This is a genomic window from Roseateles sp. (genome assembly GCF_965262435.1).
Classification (GTDB): domain Bacteria; phylum Pseudomonadota; class Gammaproteobacteria; order Burkholderiales; family Burkholderiaceae_C; genus Paucibacter_A.
Window position 1 is genome coordinate 2,355,954 of the sequence record NZ_OZ253537.1, and the last position, 17,209, is coordinate 2,373,162.

Here is a 17,209-nt window from a genome sequence, read left to right on the forward strand (position 1 = left end):
GTCACTGACGGCCGTAGGTGTCTTCGAAGCGGACGATGTCATCCTCGCCCAAATAGGCGCCGGACTGTACCTCAATGATTTCCAGCGGCACCCGGCCGGGGTTGGCCAGACGGTGCGTCTGGCCCAGCGGGATGTAGGTGCTCTGGTTCTCGCTCAGCAGCAAGACCTTGTCACCATTGGTGATTTCCGCTGTGCCGGAGACCACGATCCAGTGTTCGGCGCGATGGTGGTGCATCTGCAGGCTCAGCGAGGCGCCGGGCTTGACCATGATGCGCTTGACCTGAAAGCGCTCGCCCGAGTCGATGCTGTCGTACCAGCCCCAGGGGCGATGGACCTTGCGGTGCAGGGTTTGCTCGCCGCGCTTCTCGGCGTCCAGGCGGGCGACGATCTTCTTCACTTCCTGGCTGCGCGCGCGGTCACTGACCAGCACCGCGTCCGGCGTCTCCACCACCACGATATCGCTGAGCCCGACCACGCTGACCAAGCGGCTGGTGGCATGGACCAGGGTGTTGTGGCTGTCGCTGATGATGGCGTCACCCTGCCAGGCATTGCCGTTGGCGTCCTTGTCGGCCACCTGCCAGACCGCTTCCCAGGCGCCCAGGTCGTTCCAGCCTGCGTCCAGGGCCAGCATGCGCAAGGGGATGTCGCTGCCGGGGCAACGTTCCATCACCGCATAGTCCACCGACTCGCTGGGCACGGCGGCGAATTCGGCCTTGCCGGGGCGCACGAACTTGGCGTCGGTCTTGCGGGCCTCCCAGGCGGTCTGCGTGGCGGCGGCGATATCGGGCCGAAAACGCCCCAAGGCTTGCAGCCAGACGCTGGCGCGCAAGACGAACATGCCGCTGTTCCAGTAGAAATTCCCGTCGGCCAAGTAGCGCTCGGCCGTGGCCGCATCGGGTTTCTCAACAAACTGAGCCACCGCCAGGCCGGTGGCGTCCGCCTCGGCCCGGATGTAACCGTAACCGGTCTCGGGGCGGTCGGGGTTGATGCCCAGGATGACGATGGCACCATCGGCCGCCTGGCGTACGGCGTCCTGCAGGGAACGTGTGAAGGCCTGTGCCTCGGTCACGGTCTGGTCGGCCGGGGTCACCACCAGCACCGGATCCTGTCCATTTTGCAAGGCCTGCAGGGCCGCCAGTGTCAGGGCCGGTGCGGTGTTGCGGCCCATGGGCTCAAGCAGCACGGCCCCGGGTTCCTGTTCGGTTTCGCGCAACTGGTCCAGGATCAGGAAGCGGTGCTCCTCATTGCCGACGATCAGGGGGGCTTGCATCTCCAGGTCGGCAGCGGCCAGCGCGCCCAAGCGAGCGGCCGCCTGCTGGAACAAACTGGTGTTGCCGGCCAGCACCAGGAATTGCTTGGGGTAACCGGCGCGGGACAGGGGCCAGAGCCGGGTGCCGCTGCCGCCGGCCATGATGACGGGTTGAACGGGAATGCGTGTCATGGTCTGTGCAGTTCTCAGGACGGCTGAAAGCCGTTGGGGTTCAGGTGCTGCCAATGCCAGCTGTCCGCGCACATGCGGGCCAGGTCATGCCGAGCCTGCCAGCCCAGGCGTTCGCGGGCCAGCGTCGGGTCGGCATAGCAGGCGGCCACGTCGCCTGCGCGGCGCGGCACGATGTCAAAGGGCACCGGTCGGCCGCTGGCCGATTCATAGGCCTTGACCAGGTCCAGCACGCTATAGCCTTGACCGGTGCCAAGGTTGACGGTGATGGACTCGCGGCCGGCCAAGAGGAAGCGCAGGGCGGCCACATGGCCATCGGCCAGGTCCAGCACATGGATGTAGTCGCGCACCCCGGTGCCGTCCGGCGTGTCGTAGTCATTGCCGAAGACCTGCAGCCTGGGCCGGCGGCCGATCGCGACCTGGGCCACATAAGGCATCAGATTGTTTGGGGTGCCGCGTGGGTCCTCACCAATCAGGCCGCTCTCGTGCGCGCCGACCGGGTTGAAATAGCGCAGGCAGGCGGTCTGCCAGTTCGCGTCAGCTGCGCCCAGGTCGCGCAGAATCGTCTCACCCATCAGCTTGGTCGCGCCGTAGGGGTTGACGGCCGAGAGCGCGGCGTCCTCGCGCAACGGCAAGTGCTCGGGCACACCGTAAACCGTGGCGCTGCTGCTGAAGACGATGCGCGAGCAGCCATGGGCCCGCATCTGCTCGCAGGTGTTGACCAGGCCGCCCAGGTTGTTGCGGTAATAGGCCAGAGGCTGCTGGGTCGACTCGCCGACCGCTTTGAAGGCGGCAAAGTGGACCACCGCCTGCGGCCGGTGGCGTGCGAACACCGCGGCCATGGCCGCCGGGTCGCAGACATCGGCCTGCTCGAACACCGGTGTCTGGCCGCTGAGCGTGGCCAGGCGCTTCAAGACTTCGGGCGAGCTGTTGCAGAAGTTGTCCACGCCCACGACGCGGTAGCCGGCCGCTTGCAGGGCCAGCCAGGTGTGGGAGGCGATATAGCCGGCGGCGCCGGTCAGGAGGATGGTGTCGGCCATGGGCTCGCGTTTCAGTTCAGGATGATCTGGCCGTAGCAGCCGTAGCTGTCGGCATCAAAGACGTACACCGAGATGCTGCTGTCGCGTGAGCTCTTGCTGTACTGGCAGCCCAGCTGGATGCCGCGTGAGTAAGCCCAGCGCGCACCCAGATTCAAGCTCTTGTCGCGGTCGTAGCTGCTGCTCTGCTGGTTCAGAAACTCGTCGCGGCGGTCGGTCTTGCTGGTGCTAAAGCCCGCATTCAGGGTTAGTTTGGCGCTCAGCTCGTAATTGGCCGAGAACTGCGCAGCGGTGCTGATGCGGTTCTGGTCCGAACTGAGGCTGTTGCCGCCGAAATTGAAGAAGGAGGTCTCCAGGCCGGTGTCGCGGCTGATCGAGCTGCTCAGGTTCCAGCGTGCCGTGGGCTGCCAGAGCCAGCTGACGCGACCGGTGATGCCGGAGAAGTCCCGGCCTTGACCCGATTTGACCTTGGACCGCCCGCTGCTGAGCCGACCCTCCACCGTGCTGGCCCCGCTCAGGACGATGCGGCTGGTGAGGTCCAGGTCCTTGCGTTCGAAAACGCTGGCGGTGTAGCTGCCGGTGATCGGGTTGACGAGGTTGTAGCGCGGGTATTCATCGCGCGTCAGGCGCCCGGCCAGGCCGACCGACAGGTCGCTGCTGGGGCGGTAGAACAGACCCAGGGAGGCTCGCTTCTGATCGAACTCCAGGCGTGCGTACTCTTGCGCCGTGAAGCGCCGGCTGCGCAAGCCTCCTTGCGCTTCCATCGAGATCTTGGTGGCCAGGCCCAGGCGAGCGACAAGGTCCAACTGCTTGTTGTCCTCGATATTCTTTTTGAAGATGGGCGTCACACCGCTGCCGATGTTGTAGTTGGCCAGCGAGCGGCTGTTGTTGACGCTGAGGCTGCCAGACAGGCGCTCCACGGTGGCCCAGTCCAGCCCCGCCTTCAAGGTGTAGCCGCGATTGTTCAGGCCGCTGTTGCTCTGATAACGGTTGGCTTGCAGGGAGGCATCCGCGAACAGACGCTGGCGACCGAAGCGCTGGTCCAGGCCGGCCAGCAGGCTGGCGGTGCTCACCGTGTCGTTGTTGGCGTTGCTGTTCTGCCGGTAGATGTTGGAGACATGGCTGAGGTTCAGTGCGGCGCCAACATAGTAGGGGTTGGCCTCAGCATGTGCCGGCGCGCTGAAGGTGTTGGCCAGCAAGGCGGAACCGAACAGGGTGATCAGGGCGAGGGGGGCGGGAGCACGTGGCCTGGGCGGAAGCATGAGCAAGAATCCTTGGGTGGTCGCCACCGGCGCCGCCTCGAATTGAGGGCAGGGGTCGGTGCGGCGGTGTTTCTTTGGAGCGACCTTGCGCCTCAATAGGCGTGGCGGTCGAACAGCATCAGGCGGGCCGTGCGCAGAATGATCTGCAGGTCCAGGGCCAGCGACCAGTTGCGCAGATATTCCAGATCGTATTCGACCCGCGCTTTCATCTTGTCGATCGTGTCGGTTTCGCCACGCAGGCCGTTGACCTGGGCCCAGCCGGTGATGCCCGGCTTGACCTTGTGGCGGACCATATAGGCCTTGATCAGCTGGCGATACTCCTCGTTGTGGGCCACGGCATGAGGCCGCGGGCCGACGATGCTCATCTGGCCTTGCAGCACATTGACGAACTGCGGCAACTCGTCGAGCGAGGTGCGGCGGATGAAGGCGCCGAACTTGGTGATGCGCGGGTCGTCCTTGGTGGCCTGCTTGACCACCGCACCGTTGTCCATGACCCGCATGGAGCGGAACTTGTAGACCAGGATTTCTTCGCCGTCGAGGCCGTTGCGGCGCTGCTTGAAGATGACCGGGCCCGGCGAACTCAGCTTCACGCCCACGGCCACGGCGAGCAGGATGGGCGAGATCAGGATCAGGATCAGGCAGGCCAGCACGATGTCGCTGACGCGCTTGATCAGCTCATTGGTGCCGGTGAAGGGGGTCTCGCAGATGCCAACCACGGGAACGCCGCTCATATCTTGCAGGCGGCCTTGGATGATGCTGATGCCGAACACATCCGGCACGAAGAACAGGCTGGCCGTCGTGCCCTGGATCTGCTCCAGCAACTGCACAATGCGCGGCTGCGAGCCCAGGGGCAGGGTGATGTAGACCTCGCGTACGCCGTGCTGGCGCACGTAGTCGCTGAGCTGGTTGAGCATGCCCAGCATCTTGGTGTTGGCCTCGGGATGCAGGCGGTCGTCGTGGCGGTCGTCGAAGAAGCCCAGGAAGTCGATGCCCTTGTCGGGCCCCACGCGCAAGGCGCGGGCCACCTTGGCACCCAGGGGGCCGGCCCCGACGATGACGGCCGCGCGCCGGCTGGCACGCACCCGACGGCGCCGCAGCAGTTCGCCGCATTTGATGGCCAGGATCTGCAGCAGCGGGGTCAGGACCACCCACCAGAGCAGGACCGAGTCGTCGAAATAGCCCATGCTGTTGGTCGCATAGCCGCACAGGCCGAGGATGAAGAGCAGGGCGCACCAAGAGCCGATGACGTCGATGGCCGCGCTGATGGTGGTGTCGGCGAAGCGGTTGCGTCCTGGAAAGGTCAGCGCGAAGACCAGCAGGCACAGGGTCAGGTCTGAGCGCACCACCGGTTCGCCGAAGTGGAAATTCACCGCCAGGTAGCACAGCACCACCAGGCCGGGTTCCAGAAAGGCGGCGATGAAGGACTCGATGGACTGGGGCGCGCTGTAAAACGTTCTTTTGTAACTTCTATCCTCAAACATCGCTTCTGAACTCCTTGGTGCCGGGCGACTTTGTTTTTGTTTCTTGGGTCTTGCTGACTCTCGACATGCCCGAGCGCCCCTACCTGAGAGGCAAAAAATCTCGGGCATTCTCTCTCAGTTCCGTGCGCTGCCTATTCCCCGCTTCCCCCTAGAAACCAGAGTCACGGCCGCACTCCCTACAATCCGCGCCATGCTTGAAGAATGGACCTCCATGTTTGCACCGGCCGCGCAGGATCGCATGATCTTGTTGCTCAATCATGTCATCAGCCGCGAAGCGCTGGCGATGGCGCGCTTGCAGCCATTTGCCGGGCAATCCGTGCTGCTGCACCTGCAGAACTGGCCGACCCTCTTGCCCCAGGCTCCCGATTTGGCCCTGGGCGTCACACCGGCGGGCTTGTTCGAGCGTTTGGAGCAGGCGCCCGAAGGCGCGCTGCGCATCGACATTGACGCCAGCAATCCCGCACTGCTGGCTCTGGCGTCCTTCACTGGGCAGAAACCCCAGGTGTCGGTGCAGGGCGACGCCGCGTTTGCCGGCGCCATGAACTGGTTGATCGAGAACCTGCGCTGGGACATTGAGGATGATCTGGCGGCCTTGTTGGGGCCGGTGGCGGCACACCAGCTGGCGCGCTGGGGCCGTGCCATTGCCACGGCCTTGGGTGGCCTGGCCGCTGGTGCGCGTGGCGCCATGGCTGCGGCGGGTCGCGGCAGCGCATGAGGTACTTCGCCCGGCTGTTCGTCATCGTCTGGACGATTCTTCGCTTCGGCCTGGATGATCTGGCCCTGTCGGGCCTGCGTCGCCGACGTTTTCAGCTGCTGCGTCGCACCATCTCCTTGGGCCGCAGCTGGCAGCAACCGCGCGGGGTGCGCCTGCGTCTCGCGCTTGAGCATCTGGGCCCGATCTTCGTCAAGTTCGGCCAGGTCTTGTCGACCCGGCGTGATCTGGTGCCCGAGGACATCGTTCTGGAGTTGTCCAAGCTGCAGGACGATGTGCCGCCGTTTCCGGCCGCCGAGTCGCGCGCCTTGGTCGAGAAGGCCTTCGGCAAGTCGGTGGAACAGTTGTTCGGCAGCTTCGATGCCGAGCCTGTGGCCAGCGCGTCGATCGCGCAAGTCCATTTCGCCACCTTGAAGGACGGCCGCGAGGTCGCGGTCAAGGTCCTGCGGCCGGGCATGCTGGACACCATCGACGACGATATGGCTCTGCTGCGCACCCTGGCGGGCTGGATCGAACGCCTCTCGGCCGACGGCCGACGGCTCAAGCCGCGCGAGGTGGTCGCCGAGTTCGACACCTATCTGCACGACGAACTCGACCTGGTACGCGAGGCCGCCAATGCCGCGCAGCTGCGCCGCAATATGGCTGGCCTGGACTTGATCATGGTGCCCGAGATGCATTGGGACATGTGCAGCACCGAGGTCATCGTGATGGAGCGCATGAAGGGCGTGCCGATCTCGCAGCTCGACAGGCTCAAGGCGGCAGGCATCGACATCCCCAAACTGGCGCGCGACGGTGTCACCATCTTCTTCACCCAGGTCTTCCGCGATGGTTTCTTCCACGCCGACATGCACCCGGGCAATATCCAGGTCAGCCTGGATCCCGCCACGTTCGGTCGTTATGTGGCGCTTGACTTCGGCATCATCGGTACCCTGACCGAGGTCGACAAAGAGTACCTGGCGCAGAACTTCATCGCCTTCTTCCAGCGCGACTACAAGCGCGTGGCCGAGTTGCACATCGCCTCGGGCTGGGTGCCGGCCGACACCCGGGTTGATGAGCTCGAAGGCGCGGTGCGCGCTGTTTGCGAACCGCATTTCGACCGACCGCTCAAGGACATCTCCCTGGGTCAGGTGCTGATGCGCCTGTTCCAGACTTCCCGCCGCTTCAATGTTGAGATCCAGCCCCAGCTGGTGTTGCTGCAGAAGACCTTGCTCAATGTCGAGGGCCTGGGGCGCCAGCTCGACCCCGAGCTCGATCTCTGGGCCACGGCCAAGCCCTTCCTGGAACGCTGGATGAACGAGCAGGTCGGCTGGCGCGCCCTGATCAACCAGGTCAAGAAGGAAGCGCCGCGCTACGCCCAGCTCTTCCCCGAATTGCCGCGCCTGCTCCATGACGCCCTCAAGCGCCAGGCCGCAGCGCCCGATTCGCGCGCACTCGAAGCCTTGTTGCGTGAGCAGCACCGCACCAACCGTTTGCTGCAGGCCTTGCTGTATGGCGCGGTCGGCTTCACCTTGGGCCTGCTGGCCACCCAGGTCTGGATGCGCTGGCCACCGCTGATCTGAGCGCCGCATCTAATTCTGTGGCCTGAGGCCGGGCTCGCGCTACCGCGGGCCCGGCCTCGCCGCATAATGCGCGCGGCTTGCCGCCGGCGACCCTGCCGTTCGGGCCTGCCGCCCTCGCTTTTTCCGTTCAACTCTCGCCCTTGCCGCGCTGCGCGGCCTCCGACATGAACACCACGCTGATCGTTTTCGTCGTGCTCTATTTGCTGGGAACTCTGGCGCTGGGCGTCTGGGCCGGCACCCGCATCAAGAACACCAGCGATTTCGCCATCGCCGGGCGCAGCTTGCCGCTGATCATGGTCATCACCACCACCTTCGCCACCTGGTTCGGGGCAGAGACGGTGATGGGCATTCCGGCCAAATTCGTCACCGGCGGGCTCGGCGCCATCGTCGAGGACCCGTTCGGCGCCGGCACCTGCCTGATCCTGGTCGGCCTGTTCTTCGCCACCAAGCTCTACCGCCAGAACCTGCTGACCATCGGTGACTTCTACCGCCAGCGCTATGGCAAGGGCGTCGAGGTCTTCTGCTCCAGCGCCATCATCCTCAGCTATCTGGGCTGGGTGGCGGCGCAGATCACCGCGCTGGGCCTGGTCTTCTCGGTGCTGACCCAGGGCGCGATGAGCGAGACCGCCGGCATGATTGTCGGCACCCTGGCGGTGCTGATCTATGTGGTGGTGGGCGGTTTCCTGGCGGTGGCCTGGACCGATTTCATCCAGATGATCGTGCTGGTGGTGGGCCTGTCGGTGATCGCGGTGTTCTCGGCCGACCTGGCCGGCGGCGCCGACAAGGTCTTCGCCATGGCGCAGAGCGAGAACCTGTTCCGCTTCCTGCCCGAGCCCAGCTTCACCGATGTGGCCATGTTCATCGGCGCGGCGCTGACGATGATGCTGGGCAGCATCCCGCAGCAGGACGTGTTCCAGCGCGTGATGTCGGCCAAGGACGAGAAGACCGCCCGCAACGGCGCCATGATCGGCGGCCTCAGCTACATCCTGTTCGCCGCCGTGCCGATGTTCATCGTCGCCAGCGCCGTCGTTGTCATGGGCCAGCAGGCGCTGGACGTGGCGCGTGACGACTACCAGAAGCTGTTGCCGACCTTTGTGCTGAGCAAGATGCCGCTGCTGATGCAGATCCTCTTCTTCGGAGCGCTGCTGTCGGCGATCAAGAGCACCTCCTCGGCCACCTTGCTGGCACCCTCGACCAGCTTTGTCGAGAATATCCTGAAGAATCTGCGCCCGGAGATGAAGGACAAGGAGCAGCTGTTCGCGATGCGCCTGACCATCGTCATCTTCGCCGCCCTGGTGCTGGCCTATGCGATCGCGATGCAGGGCACGCCGATCTATGAGCTGGTGTCCTCGGCCTACCAGATCACCCTGGTCGGCGCCTTTGTGCCCCTTGTCTTCGGCCTCTACTGGAAACGCGCCAGCACCCAGGGTGCGATCGCCTCCCTGGTCGCCGGCATCGGCGTCTGGATCGCCTTCCTGCCCCAGGTCAGCCTCTGGGGCGAGCTGTTCCCGGGCCAACTGGCCGGGCTGCTGGCCGGCATGCTGGCCATGGTGCTGGGTTCGCTGGCGCCGCAGGTCCTGAGCAATCGGCATGAGCACAAGCAGCATGTGGCCGGTCTGCCCGACGAAGCCTCGTCCTGAGCCTGTCTTGAGCTCCCCCTATAATTTACGGTTTTGAATCAACGGTTTAGACCATGCCGATCTACGCTTACCGCTGCGCCGAATGCGGTCACGCCAAAGACGTGCTGCAAAAGATGTCTGATGCTCCGCTGAGCACCTGCCCGCATTGCGGCGCCGAGGCCTTCCAGAAACAAGTCACGGCCGCAGGCTTCCAGCTCAAGGGCTCGGGCTGGTACGCCACCGATTTCAAGGGCAGCGGCAGCGCCACTGCTGCCACTGGCGCAACAGGCGGCGTGGTCGCCGGCGCGCCGGCTGCCGCTTCAGCCAGCGAAAGCGCCGGCAGCTCCGGAGAGAGCGGCGGCAGCAGTGCCTCGGGCCCGACGGCCTGCGGCGGTTCCTGCGCCTGCCACTGAGCTGCGCTTGAACCTCTCGTCTCAGCGCACGCCGCAGCCCAAGCCTCTCGCGCCCCCGAATAGGACCTCCGTGAAAAAGTACATCGTCACTGGCCTGCTGGTCTGGCTGCCTCTGGCCATCACCATCTGGGTGCTCCTGTGGGTGCTGGGTCTGATCAACAGCGTGTTCGCCTCCATGCTGGCGGCCTTGCTGGCGGTGGCGCCGGCCTCGCTGCACGACAGCATTGACGGCCTGCGCCATGTGCCGGGTCTGGGCCTGGTGATCCTGGTCGGCGGCATGCTGCTGACCGGCGTGTTCGTGGCCAATATCTTCGGCCAATGGTGGCTGCGCCAGTGGGACCGCCTGCTGTCCAACATTCCCATCGTCAAGAGCATCTACAGCTCGGTCAAGCAGGTCTCCGACACCTTGTTCTCCAGCAGCGGCAACGCCTTCCGCGAAGCCGTGCTGGTGCAGTACCCGCACCAGGGCAGTTGGACCATCGCCTTCGTCACCGGCAAGCCGGGCGGCGAGGTGGCCGAGGCCCTGGGTGAGGAGCATGTCAGCCTGTATGTGCCGACCACACCCAACCCGACCTCGGGCTTTTTCCTGATGATGCCGCGCGCCAGCGTGCGGCCGCTGAAGATGAGCGTGGATGCGGCGCTCAAGCACATCATCTCCATGGGCGTGGTGGCGCCGGAAGGCGAGATCAGCGCTGACGAGGGCTCGGCCCGAAATCAGCCGGGTTGAGCGCCCCGGCACGCGCTCAACCCTGAGGGCTTTGGATGCAGCCCCTCAGCGCCGCTCAGCCTTGAACTGAATGCCCCCGCGGCCGCGCCCTGTTTATTGGCGCCGCCCCGAATCAAAGAAATTTTGGAGTGAATCTGCAATGAGAACCTGTTACGCCGGCCAAGTCACCGAGACCCTGCAGGGTCAGACCGTCACCTTGATGGGCTGGGCCCATCGCCGCCGCGACCATGGCGGCGTGATCTTCATCGACCTGCGCGACCGCGAAGGCCTGGTGCAAGTCGTCTGCGACCCGGACCGCCCCGAGATGTTCGCCATCGCCTCCGATGTGCGCAATGAGTTCTGCCTGAAGATCGTCGGCCTGGTGCGCTTGCGCCCGGCCGGCACCGAGAACGCCAACCTGACCAGCGGCAAGATCGAAGTGCTGTGCCACAGCCTGGAAGTGCTGAACCCCTCGGTGACGCCCCCGTTCCAGATGGACGACGAGAACCTGTCCGAGACCACGCGCCTGACCCATCGCGTGCTGGACCTGCGTCGCCCCTATATGCAGAACAACCTGATGCTGCGCTACCGCGTGGCCATGGAAGTGCGCAAGTTCCTGGACGAGCGCGGTTTTGTCGACATCGAAACCCCGATGCTGACCAAGAGCACGCCCGAAGGTGCGCGTGACTACCTGGTGCCCAGCCGCGTGCACGACGGCATGTTCTTCGCGCTGCCGCAGAGCCCTCAGCTGTTCAAGCAGCTGCTGATGGTGGCCGGTTTCGACCGCTACTACCAGATCACCAAGTGCTTCCGCGACGAAGACCTGCGCGCCGACCGCCAGCCTGAGTTCACCCAGATCGATATCGAGACCTCCTTCCTCACCGAGGAAGAGATTCGCTCGATGTTCGAAGGCATGATCCGCCACGTCTTCCAGAAGGCGCTGAACGTGGACCTGGGCGAGTACCCGGTCATGAAGTACGCGGACGCCATGCACCTCTACGGCTCGGACAAGCCCGATCTGCGCGTCAAGCTGCAGTTCACGGAGCTGACCGATGTCATGGGCGATGTCGACTTCAAGGTCTTCTCGACCCCTGCCACCACCAAGGGCGGCCGTGTCGTCGCCCTGCGCGTGCCCGGTGGCGCTTCGATCAGCCGCGGCGAGATCGACAGCTACACCGAGTTCGTCAAGATCTACGGCGCCAAGGGACTGGCCTGGATCAAGGTCAATGAAGTGGCCAAGGGTCGCGAAGGTCTGCAGTCGCCCATCGTCAAGAACCTGCACGACCAGGCGGTGGCCGACATCCTGTCGCGCACCGGCGCGCAGGACGGCGACCTGATCTTCTTCGGCGCCGACAAGGCCAAGGTGGTCAACGACGCCATCGGTGCCCTGCGCCTGAAGGTGGGCCACAGCGAGTTCGGCAAGGCCAACGGCTTGTTCAACGATGTCTGGGCACCGCTGTGGGTGGTCGACTTCCCGATGTTCGAGCACGACGAAGAGAACGACCGCTGGGCGGCCGTGCACCACCCCTTCACCGCGCCCAAGGACGGCCATGAGGACCTGATGGTCACCGACCCGGCGGCCTGTATCGCCAAGGCCTATGACATGGTGCTGAACGGCTGGGAGCTCGGTGGCGGCTCCATCCGTATCCACCGTGCCGAGGTGCAGAGCAAGGTCTTCGACGCGCTCAAGATCAGCAAGGAAGACGCACAGGTCAAGTTCGGCTTCCTGCTGGACGCGCTGCAGTACGGCGCCCCGCCGCACGGCGGCCTGGCTTTCGGTCTGGACCGCATCGTCACCATGATGACCAAGGCCGAATCGATCCGCGACGTGATTGCCTTCCCCAAGACCCAGCGCGCCCAGTGCCTGCTGACCGGCGCACCGAGCAATGTCGACGACAAGCAGCTGCGCGAGCTGCACATCCGCCTGCGCAATGCCGCGGCGGTGTCGGGCGCCAGCGGCGCTTGATGCGCTCCTCATTTGCATCACACCAGGGCAGCTTCGGCTGCCCTTTTTCATGGCCTGTTACCAAACGTAGGGAGTGCTACCGGATGTTCCTCTCGAAGACACGTCGAAGCCCCGCCGCGCTGTCCCTGCTGGCGCTGACTCTCACCCTGGCCGCCTGCGGCAAGCAGGGCGCCACCCTGGGTGAGGGCAGCTCGGAGATCACCGGCTCGGCCGGTGCGGCCGGCGCCCACAAGGCCAGCCGCGAGCTGATGAAGTGCGAGGCGCCGGTGGCCACCCTGGCCCTGGTCGAGAACCCCAGCGGCTACACCGTCGCCAGCAGCTACAACCTGCCCAGCTCGCCCGTGCCGCTGATCCGCCTGCTGGCCCAGCAAAGCGGCTGCTTCCGCGTGGTGGACCGCGCCGCTGGCCTCAAAGCCACCATCAAGGAGCAGGAGCTCAAGGACGCCGGCATCCTGCGCCAGCAGGGCAGCACGGTGCACAAGGGCAAGGGCTATGAGGCCCAGTACAGCCTGACGCCCAGCCTGAGCTTCAGCGAGCAGAATGCCGGCCGCGAAGTTGGCGGCCTGATGGCGCAGATTCCGGTGCTGAACAAATTCGTCGCCGCGGCCGAGCAGGTCAAGCTCAAGGAAGCCCAGGTGGCTCTGCTGCTGACCGACAACGAAACCACCGAGCAGATCGCCGCCGCCACTGGTTCGGTGCGCGTCACCGACCTCGGCATGGGCGGCCTGGTAGTCGGCAAGCTTGGCGGCGCCGGTGGCGCCGGCTGGGCCAATACCAATGAAGGCAAGGTGATCGCCGCGGCCTTTCTCGACGCTCACAACAAGCTGGTCGTGCAGGTGCGCGAGCTGGCGGCCAAGGACCTGCCGCCGCCGGTGCCGACCAAATCCAACAAGGGCTGAGAGCTCGTAAATTTTTTACTGCGCGACTGCCATGCGTCGTTGGTCCGGTGCTCGGAATCCTCACGTACAGGAAGTACGTTCCGGTTCCTGTGCTCCGTCCGCCTAGCCTGACAGCCGCTCGCTACAAAAATTTTCAAGCTCTGAGCACCTGGCCGTGGGGTCATGCCAGGCATGGCCCTCGTCATCTGCAGAGGAAAGGCCCTGGGCTATGCTTCGGCCATGAGTGCGATGACCCCAGCTGAACCCCTTGCGACGCGGCCCTACAAGATCCCGGAATCGGTGCTGGTGGTCATCCACACGCCCGATCTGCAGGTGTTGATGCTGGAGCGGGCCGACCGGCCCGGTTTCTGGCAATGCGTGACCGGCTCCAAGGACGCACTGGACGAGCCGATTGCCGAGACCGCCCGCCGCGAGGTCCAGGAAGAAACCGGCATCGAGGCCAGCCAGGGCCAGTTGCGCGACTGGGGTCTGGCCAATGAGTACGAGATTTACCCCGTCTGGCGCCACCGTTATGCGCCCGGCGTGACGCGCAACACCGAGCATGTCTTCGGCCTGACCGTGCCGGCCGGCACGGCCGTGCGCCTGGCCCCGCGCGAGCATCTGCAGTACCGCTGGCTGCCGCTGCGCGAGGCGGCCGATCTGTGCTTCTCGCCCTCCAATGCCGAGGCGGTGCTGCAGCTGCCGCACTTTGTGGTGATGCCGGCATGAAGGGCAATGCCTTCAGCAATTCGGTCCAACACGACAGTGCGGCCGCCAGTGCGCCGCCGCGCCTGCGTGTGGCCACCTACAACATCCACAAAGGCGTGCGCGGCATGGGCCCGCAAAAGCGCCTGGAGATCCACAACCTGGGCTTGGGCGTGGCCGCCCTCGATGCCGACCTGGTGTTCCTGCAGGAGGTGCGCCGTTTCCACCACCAGGAAGCCAAGCAGTTCCAGCGCACCTGGTTCGGCTGGCCCGATCAAGGGCAGGCCGAGTTCCTGGCGCCCGATGGCTATGAGGTCGCCTACCGCACCAATGCCGTGACCAAGCATGGCGAGCATGGCAATGCCTTGCTCTCGCGTTTTCCGCTCGGCGACATCGGCCATCACGATGTCTCCGACCACCGCTTCGAGCAGCGCGGTCTGCTCCATGTGCCGGTGCAGTGGCAGGGCCAGGAGATCCACACCGTGGTGGCGCATCTGGGCCTGATGCACAGCGGCCGCGTGCGCCAGGTGCAACGTCTGGCGGAGTTCATCGAGCACCATGTGCCGGCCGACGCGGTGCTGCTGGTCGCCGGTGACTTCAATGACTGGGGCGAACGTCTGGACGCACCGATGCGCGAGCGCGGCCTGCAGCGGGCCGTGGCGCCCCATGGGCGTTCGCGCTATGCCACCTTTCCCTCGCGCCTGCCCTTCTTTTCGCTCGACCGCATCTACACGCGTGGCCTTTGCTGCGTGAACATGCAGGTGCCCAAGGGCCCGGTCTGGGCGCGCATGTCCGACCACCTGCCTTTGCTGGCCGAGCTGGAGCTGGAGCGGGTGTGAGCGGGGCGGCCCAGGCCGACGATGTCGGCACCGAGCATGAGTCCTTGCTGTCCTGGCACGCCCAGCCCAGCCCGGAGTTCAGCGGCGGCAACCAGCTCCAACTGCTGCGCGGCGGCGATGCCTTGTTCCCCATGCAGGCTGAGGCCATTGCCTCGGCCCGGCGTGAGGTCTGGCTGGCCACTTACATCTTTCATCACGACGAGGCCGGGCATGAGTTGGCCGCGGCCTTGCGTGCGGCGGCCGCGCGTCAGGTGCGGGTGCGGGTGGTGGTCGACGGATTCGGCAGCAAGGCCTCGCTGGACTGGCTGAACGCGCAGTTCGAGGGCAGCGGCGTGGCCCTGGCCGTGTTCCGGCCCATCGATCGCTGGTACAGCTGGCTGCAGCCCGGGCAGCTGCGGCGTTTGCACCAGAAGCTCTGCGTGGTCGATGGTGAGCAAGGCTTTGTCGGTGGCATCAATGTCATCGGCGACCGCATGGATCTCAATCATGGCGCCACCGAGCAGCCGCGCCTGGATTTCGCGGTGGCGTTGACCGGCCCGGCCGTGCTGCCCATGGAGCAGGCGGCGCGCGCCGTTTGGACGCGCGCCTGGCTGGGTCGTGACTTCGGTGAGGAGCTGCGCGCCCTGGTGCGCAGCCGCGAACCACTCTCGCGCTTGCGCCGTCTGGTGCAGGGCCTGCGCATGCCGCGCGCCCACTGGTTGCGCAGGCGTCAGCGTGCCGGTGCCGACGATGTCTTGCGAGGGCAAGACCTGCCCCCCGTGTGCGCGGCCTTCGTTCTGCGCGACAACCTGCGCCAGCGCCGCACCATCGAGCGCGCCTACATCGACGCCATCCGCTCGGCCTCGACACGGGTGGATCTGGTCACGCCCTACTTCTACCCCGGCCACGCCTTCCGCCGTGCCCTGCGTGACGCCGCCCGGCGCGGTGTGCGGGTGCGCCTGCTCTTGCAGGGCAAGGTGGACTATCTGCTCGCCGGCATGGCGGCTCAGGCGCTCTACACCGAGCTGCTCGGTCATGGCGTGGAAATCTACGAGTACACGCCAGCTTTTCTGCACGCCAAGGTGGCCGTGGTGGACGAGAGCTGGGCAACCGTGGGCAGTTCCAACATCGACCCCCTGTCCCTGCTGCTCAATCTGGAAGCCAATGTGATCGTCCGTGATGCTGATTTCTCACGTGCGGTGGCGGCCGAGTTTGAGCAGGCTTTGCAGTGCTCGCATCAGGTGGACCTCGAGCATCAGGTCGGCCAGGGTCTGCGTGCGGTGCTGCGGCGGGCCCTGGTGGCCTGGGCCGCCTACGTCTATCTGCGCGTGGCGGGAGCGGCAGGGCGATACTAGATCGCCCTGCCGGGGCGATACTGAATCGCTGGTGCTTATCTCATGGCGCAGCAGCGCTACCGTCCAGCAAGCCTTGCGGGCCGAAGTTGTAGCGACGCAGGCGCGGGTTGTGCAGCTTGCTGAAGCGGCGGAAGTCGAGCTCGGTCAGGCTGGGCCGGGCCAGAAATCGCTGGGCCGCGGCGCTGTCAAAGCGCATGAACATGGGGCGTTCGAGCACCAGGCCTTCGTCGGCGAAATCCCGGCCACGGTACAGATCGTGCAGCAGCACCATGGCAAAGGCGCCGGTCAGGAAATGGCCGCCCGCCAGGCTGCTGAGGCGGCCGGTGATCAGCGCCTGCATGGCCTCGTCCGAGGTGTTGATGGCCGAGAACAGCAGGTCCCGGCCTGGGACCAGACCGCGGGCTTCGGCGGCGTCCATGGCACCAAAGGCCATCAGGTCGTTGCCCGCCCAGACCAGTTGGGGTGCATGGCCGCGTTGCAGCTGGCCTTGCATGCGTTCGCGTGCCTGGTCGCGGCGCCAGTCGGCGAAAGTCTGAGCGTCCAGCTCCACCGTCGGGTGCTCGGCCAGGGCCTGGCGCAGGCCCTGGTTGCGCTGGATGGAGCTGGGCGTGGAACGGTCCCCGGCGATGGCGAGCAGATGCAGGCGGCCATCGCTGCCGTGCATCTGACGCGCCAGGCCTTGTTCGATCAGGGCTTTGGCACTGAGGTAGCCGGCGTCCTGGGCCCGAGGTTCCAGACTGCCCATCAACAAAGGCAAGCCGCTCCGTGGGCTCCAGCGTTTCAGCTCCTGGGGCAGCAGGCCCGAGAACGCCGCAAAGCTCTTGATGCGGGCGGCGGCCAGATTCTGGGCGCACTCCACCAGCACACCTTTGTCGTTGCTGAGGATCACATAGTCGGGGCGTTGCTCGCGCGGCCGCGCCGCCAGCTCACGGCACAGGGCCAGAGCGCGCTCAGGCTGGCGTTCGGCGTACAGCACCTCCAGCTTCATGCCCAGGCTGCGCGCCGCGGCTTCCATGGCCTGACTGGCGCTGCGCCAGTAGGCTTCATCCGCATGGCCCGGGTTGATGAAGCTGACCGTCTGTGCTTGCACGGGCGCCGCCAGCAAGGTGCTCAGAGCGGTGCAGCAGGCCAGCAGGGCCGTTCGCAAGAGACAGGGCATGGCGGGACCAGGGCAGGTGGCGCGAAAGCTTGGACGCGCGATTGTCCGTCTCTTTGCAGCGGGCCTGCCACCCCGCCGCCGCCCAGAGCATTCGCCCCCCG

At 65.7% G+C, this 17,209-nt stretch carries 15 protein-coding genes; 10 read left to right on the forward strand and 5 right to left on the reverse strand.

The annotated features are described in order from the left end of the window. Window position 1: 1 nt before the first annotated feature. The 4 genes from ACQY39_RS10155 to ACQY39_RS10170 all read right to left on the reverse strand — a co-directional run bounded on the left by ACQY39_RS10155 (window position 2) and on the right by ACQY39_RS10170 (window position 5,218). Window positions 2–1,441 carry a mannose-1-phosphate guanylyltransferase/mannose-6-phosphate isomerase gene (locus ACQY39_RS10155; RefSeq protein ID WP_428505836.1) on the reverse strand — a complete coding sequence of 480 codons (1,440 nt, stop codon included), beginning with the start codon at window positions 1,439–1,441 and terminating at the stop codon, window positions 2–4. A 14-nt stretch (window positions 1,442–1,455) separates the two neighbouring features. After that, entirely contained in the window at window positions 1,456–2,478 is a 1,023-nt protein-coding gene (gene galE / locus ACQY39_RS10160; protein WP_428505838.1) for a UDP-glucose 4-epimerase GalE, read from the reverse strand. Window positions 2,479–2,489: 11 nt separating this feature from the next. After that, window positions 2,490–3,737, reverse strand: coding sequence for a hypothetical protein (locus tag ACQY39_RS10165; RefSeq protein ID WP_428505840.1), 1,248 nt, complete (start codon window positions 3,735–3,737; stop codon window positions 2,490–2,492). Between the two features lie 92 nt (window positions 3,738–3,829). Then, window positions 3,830–5,218, reverse strand: a complete 1,389-nt coding sequence (locus ACQY39_RS10170; RefSeq protein WP_428505842.1) for an undecaprenyl-phosphate glucose phosphotransferase — start codon at window positions 5,216–5,218, stop codon at window positions 3,830–3,832. A 190-nt stretch (window positions 5,219–5,408) separates the two neighbouring features. Here ACQY39_RS10170 and ACQY39_RS10175 point away from each other — a divergent pair, with 190 nt between their 5' ends. The 10 genes from ACQY39_RS10175 (at window position 5,409) to clsB (ending at window position 15,949) form a co-directional block, all read left to right on the forward strand. Then, window positions 5,409–5,933, forward strand: coding sequence for a hypothetical protein (locus tag ACQY39_RS10175; RefSeq protein ID WP_428505844.1), 525 nt, complete (start codon window positions 5,409–5,411; stop codon window positions 5,931–5,933). Then, on the forward strand, window positions 5,930–7,489 hold the full coding sequence (gene ubiB, locus ACQY39_RS10180; RefSeq protein WP_428505846.1) for a ubiquinone biosynthesis regulatory protein kinase UbiB: 1,560 nt from the start codon (window positions 5,930–5,932) through the stop codon (window positions 7,487–7,489). The genes ACQY39_RS10175 and ubiB overlap by 4 nt, the downstream gene beginning before the upstream one ends. A gap of 164 nt (window positions 7,490–7,653) precedes the next feature. Beyond that, window positions 7,654–9,129: a sodium:solute symporter family protein gene (locus ACQY39_RS10185; RefSeq protein WP_428505849.1), complete on the forward strand. Its 1,476-nt coding sequence runs from the start codon at window positions 7,654–7,656 to the stop codon at window positions 9,127–9,129. A gap of 53 nt (window positions 9,130–9,182) precedes the next feature. After that, window positions 9,183–9,521, forward strand: coding sequence for an FmdB family zinc ribbon protein (locus ACQY39_RS10190; protein ID WP_428505852.1), 339 nt, complete (start codon window positions 9,183–9,185; stop codon window positions 9,519–9,521). A gap of 70 nt (window positions 9,522–9,591) precedes the next feature. After that, window positions 9,592–10,248: a DUF502 domain-containing protein gene (locus ACQY39_RS10195; RefSeq protein ID WP_428505854.1), complete on the forward strand. Its 657-nt coding sequence runs from the start codon at window positions 9,592–9,594 to the stop codon at window positions 10,246–10,248. Between the two features lie 139 nt (window positions 10,249–10,387). Next, window positions 10,388–12,193, forward strand: coding sequence for an aspartate--tRNA ligase (aspS, locus tag ACQY39_RS10200; RefSeq protein WP_428505856.1), 1,806 nt, complete (start codon window positions 10,388–10,390; stop codon window positions 12,191–12,193). An 83-nt stretch (window positions 12,194–12,276) separates the two neighbouring features. Next, complete coding sequence (locus ACQY39_RS10205; protein WP_428505859.1) at window positions 12,277–13,092, forward strand: CsgG/HfaB family protein; 816 nt, start codon at window positions 12,277–12,279, stop codon at window positions 13,090–13,092. Window positions 13,093–13,311: 219 nt separating this feature from the next. Continuing rightward, entirely contained in the window at window positions 13,312–13,800 is a 489-nt protein-coding gene (gene nudB, locus ACQY39_RS10210; protein ID WP_428505861.1) for a dihydroneopterin triphosphate diphosphatase, read from the forward strand. After that, window positions 13,797–14,615 (forward strand): endonuclease/exonuclease/phosphatase family protein, encoded by an 819-nt coding sequence (locus ACQY39_RS10215; protein ID WP_428505863.1) that lies wholly within the window; start codon window positions 13,797–13,799, stop codon window positions 14,613–14,615. The genes nudB and ACQY39_RS10215 overlap by 4 nt, the downstream gene beginning before the upstream one ends. Further along, window positions 14,612–15,949: a cardiolipin synthase ClsB gene (gene clsB, locus ACQY39_RS10220; protein ID WP_428505866.1), complete on the forward strand. Its 1,338-nt coding sequence runs from the start codon at window positions 14,612–14,614 to the stop codon at window positions 15,947–15,949. Before ACQY39_RS10215 ends, clsB begins: the two co-directional genes overlap by 4 nt. Before the next feature lie 40 nt (window positions 15,950–15,989). Here clsB and ACQY39_RS10225 read toward each other — a convergent pair whose 3' ends face one another. After that, on the reverse strand, window positions 15,990–17,108 hold the full coding sequence (locus tag ACQY39_RS10225; protein ID WP_428505868.1) for an ABC transporter substrate-binding protein: 1,119 nt from the start codon (window positions 17,106–17,108) through the stop codon (window positions 15,990–15,992). Between the last annotated feature and the right edge of the window lie 101 nt (window positions 17,109–17,209).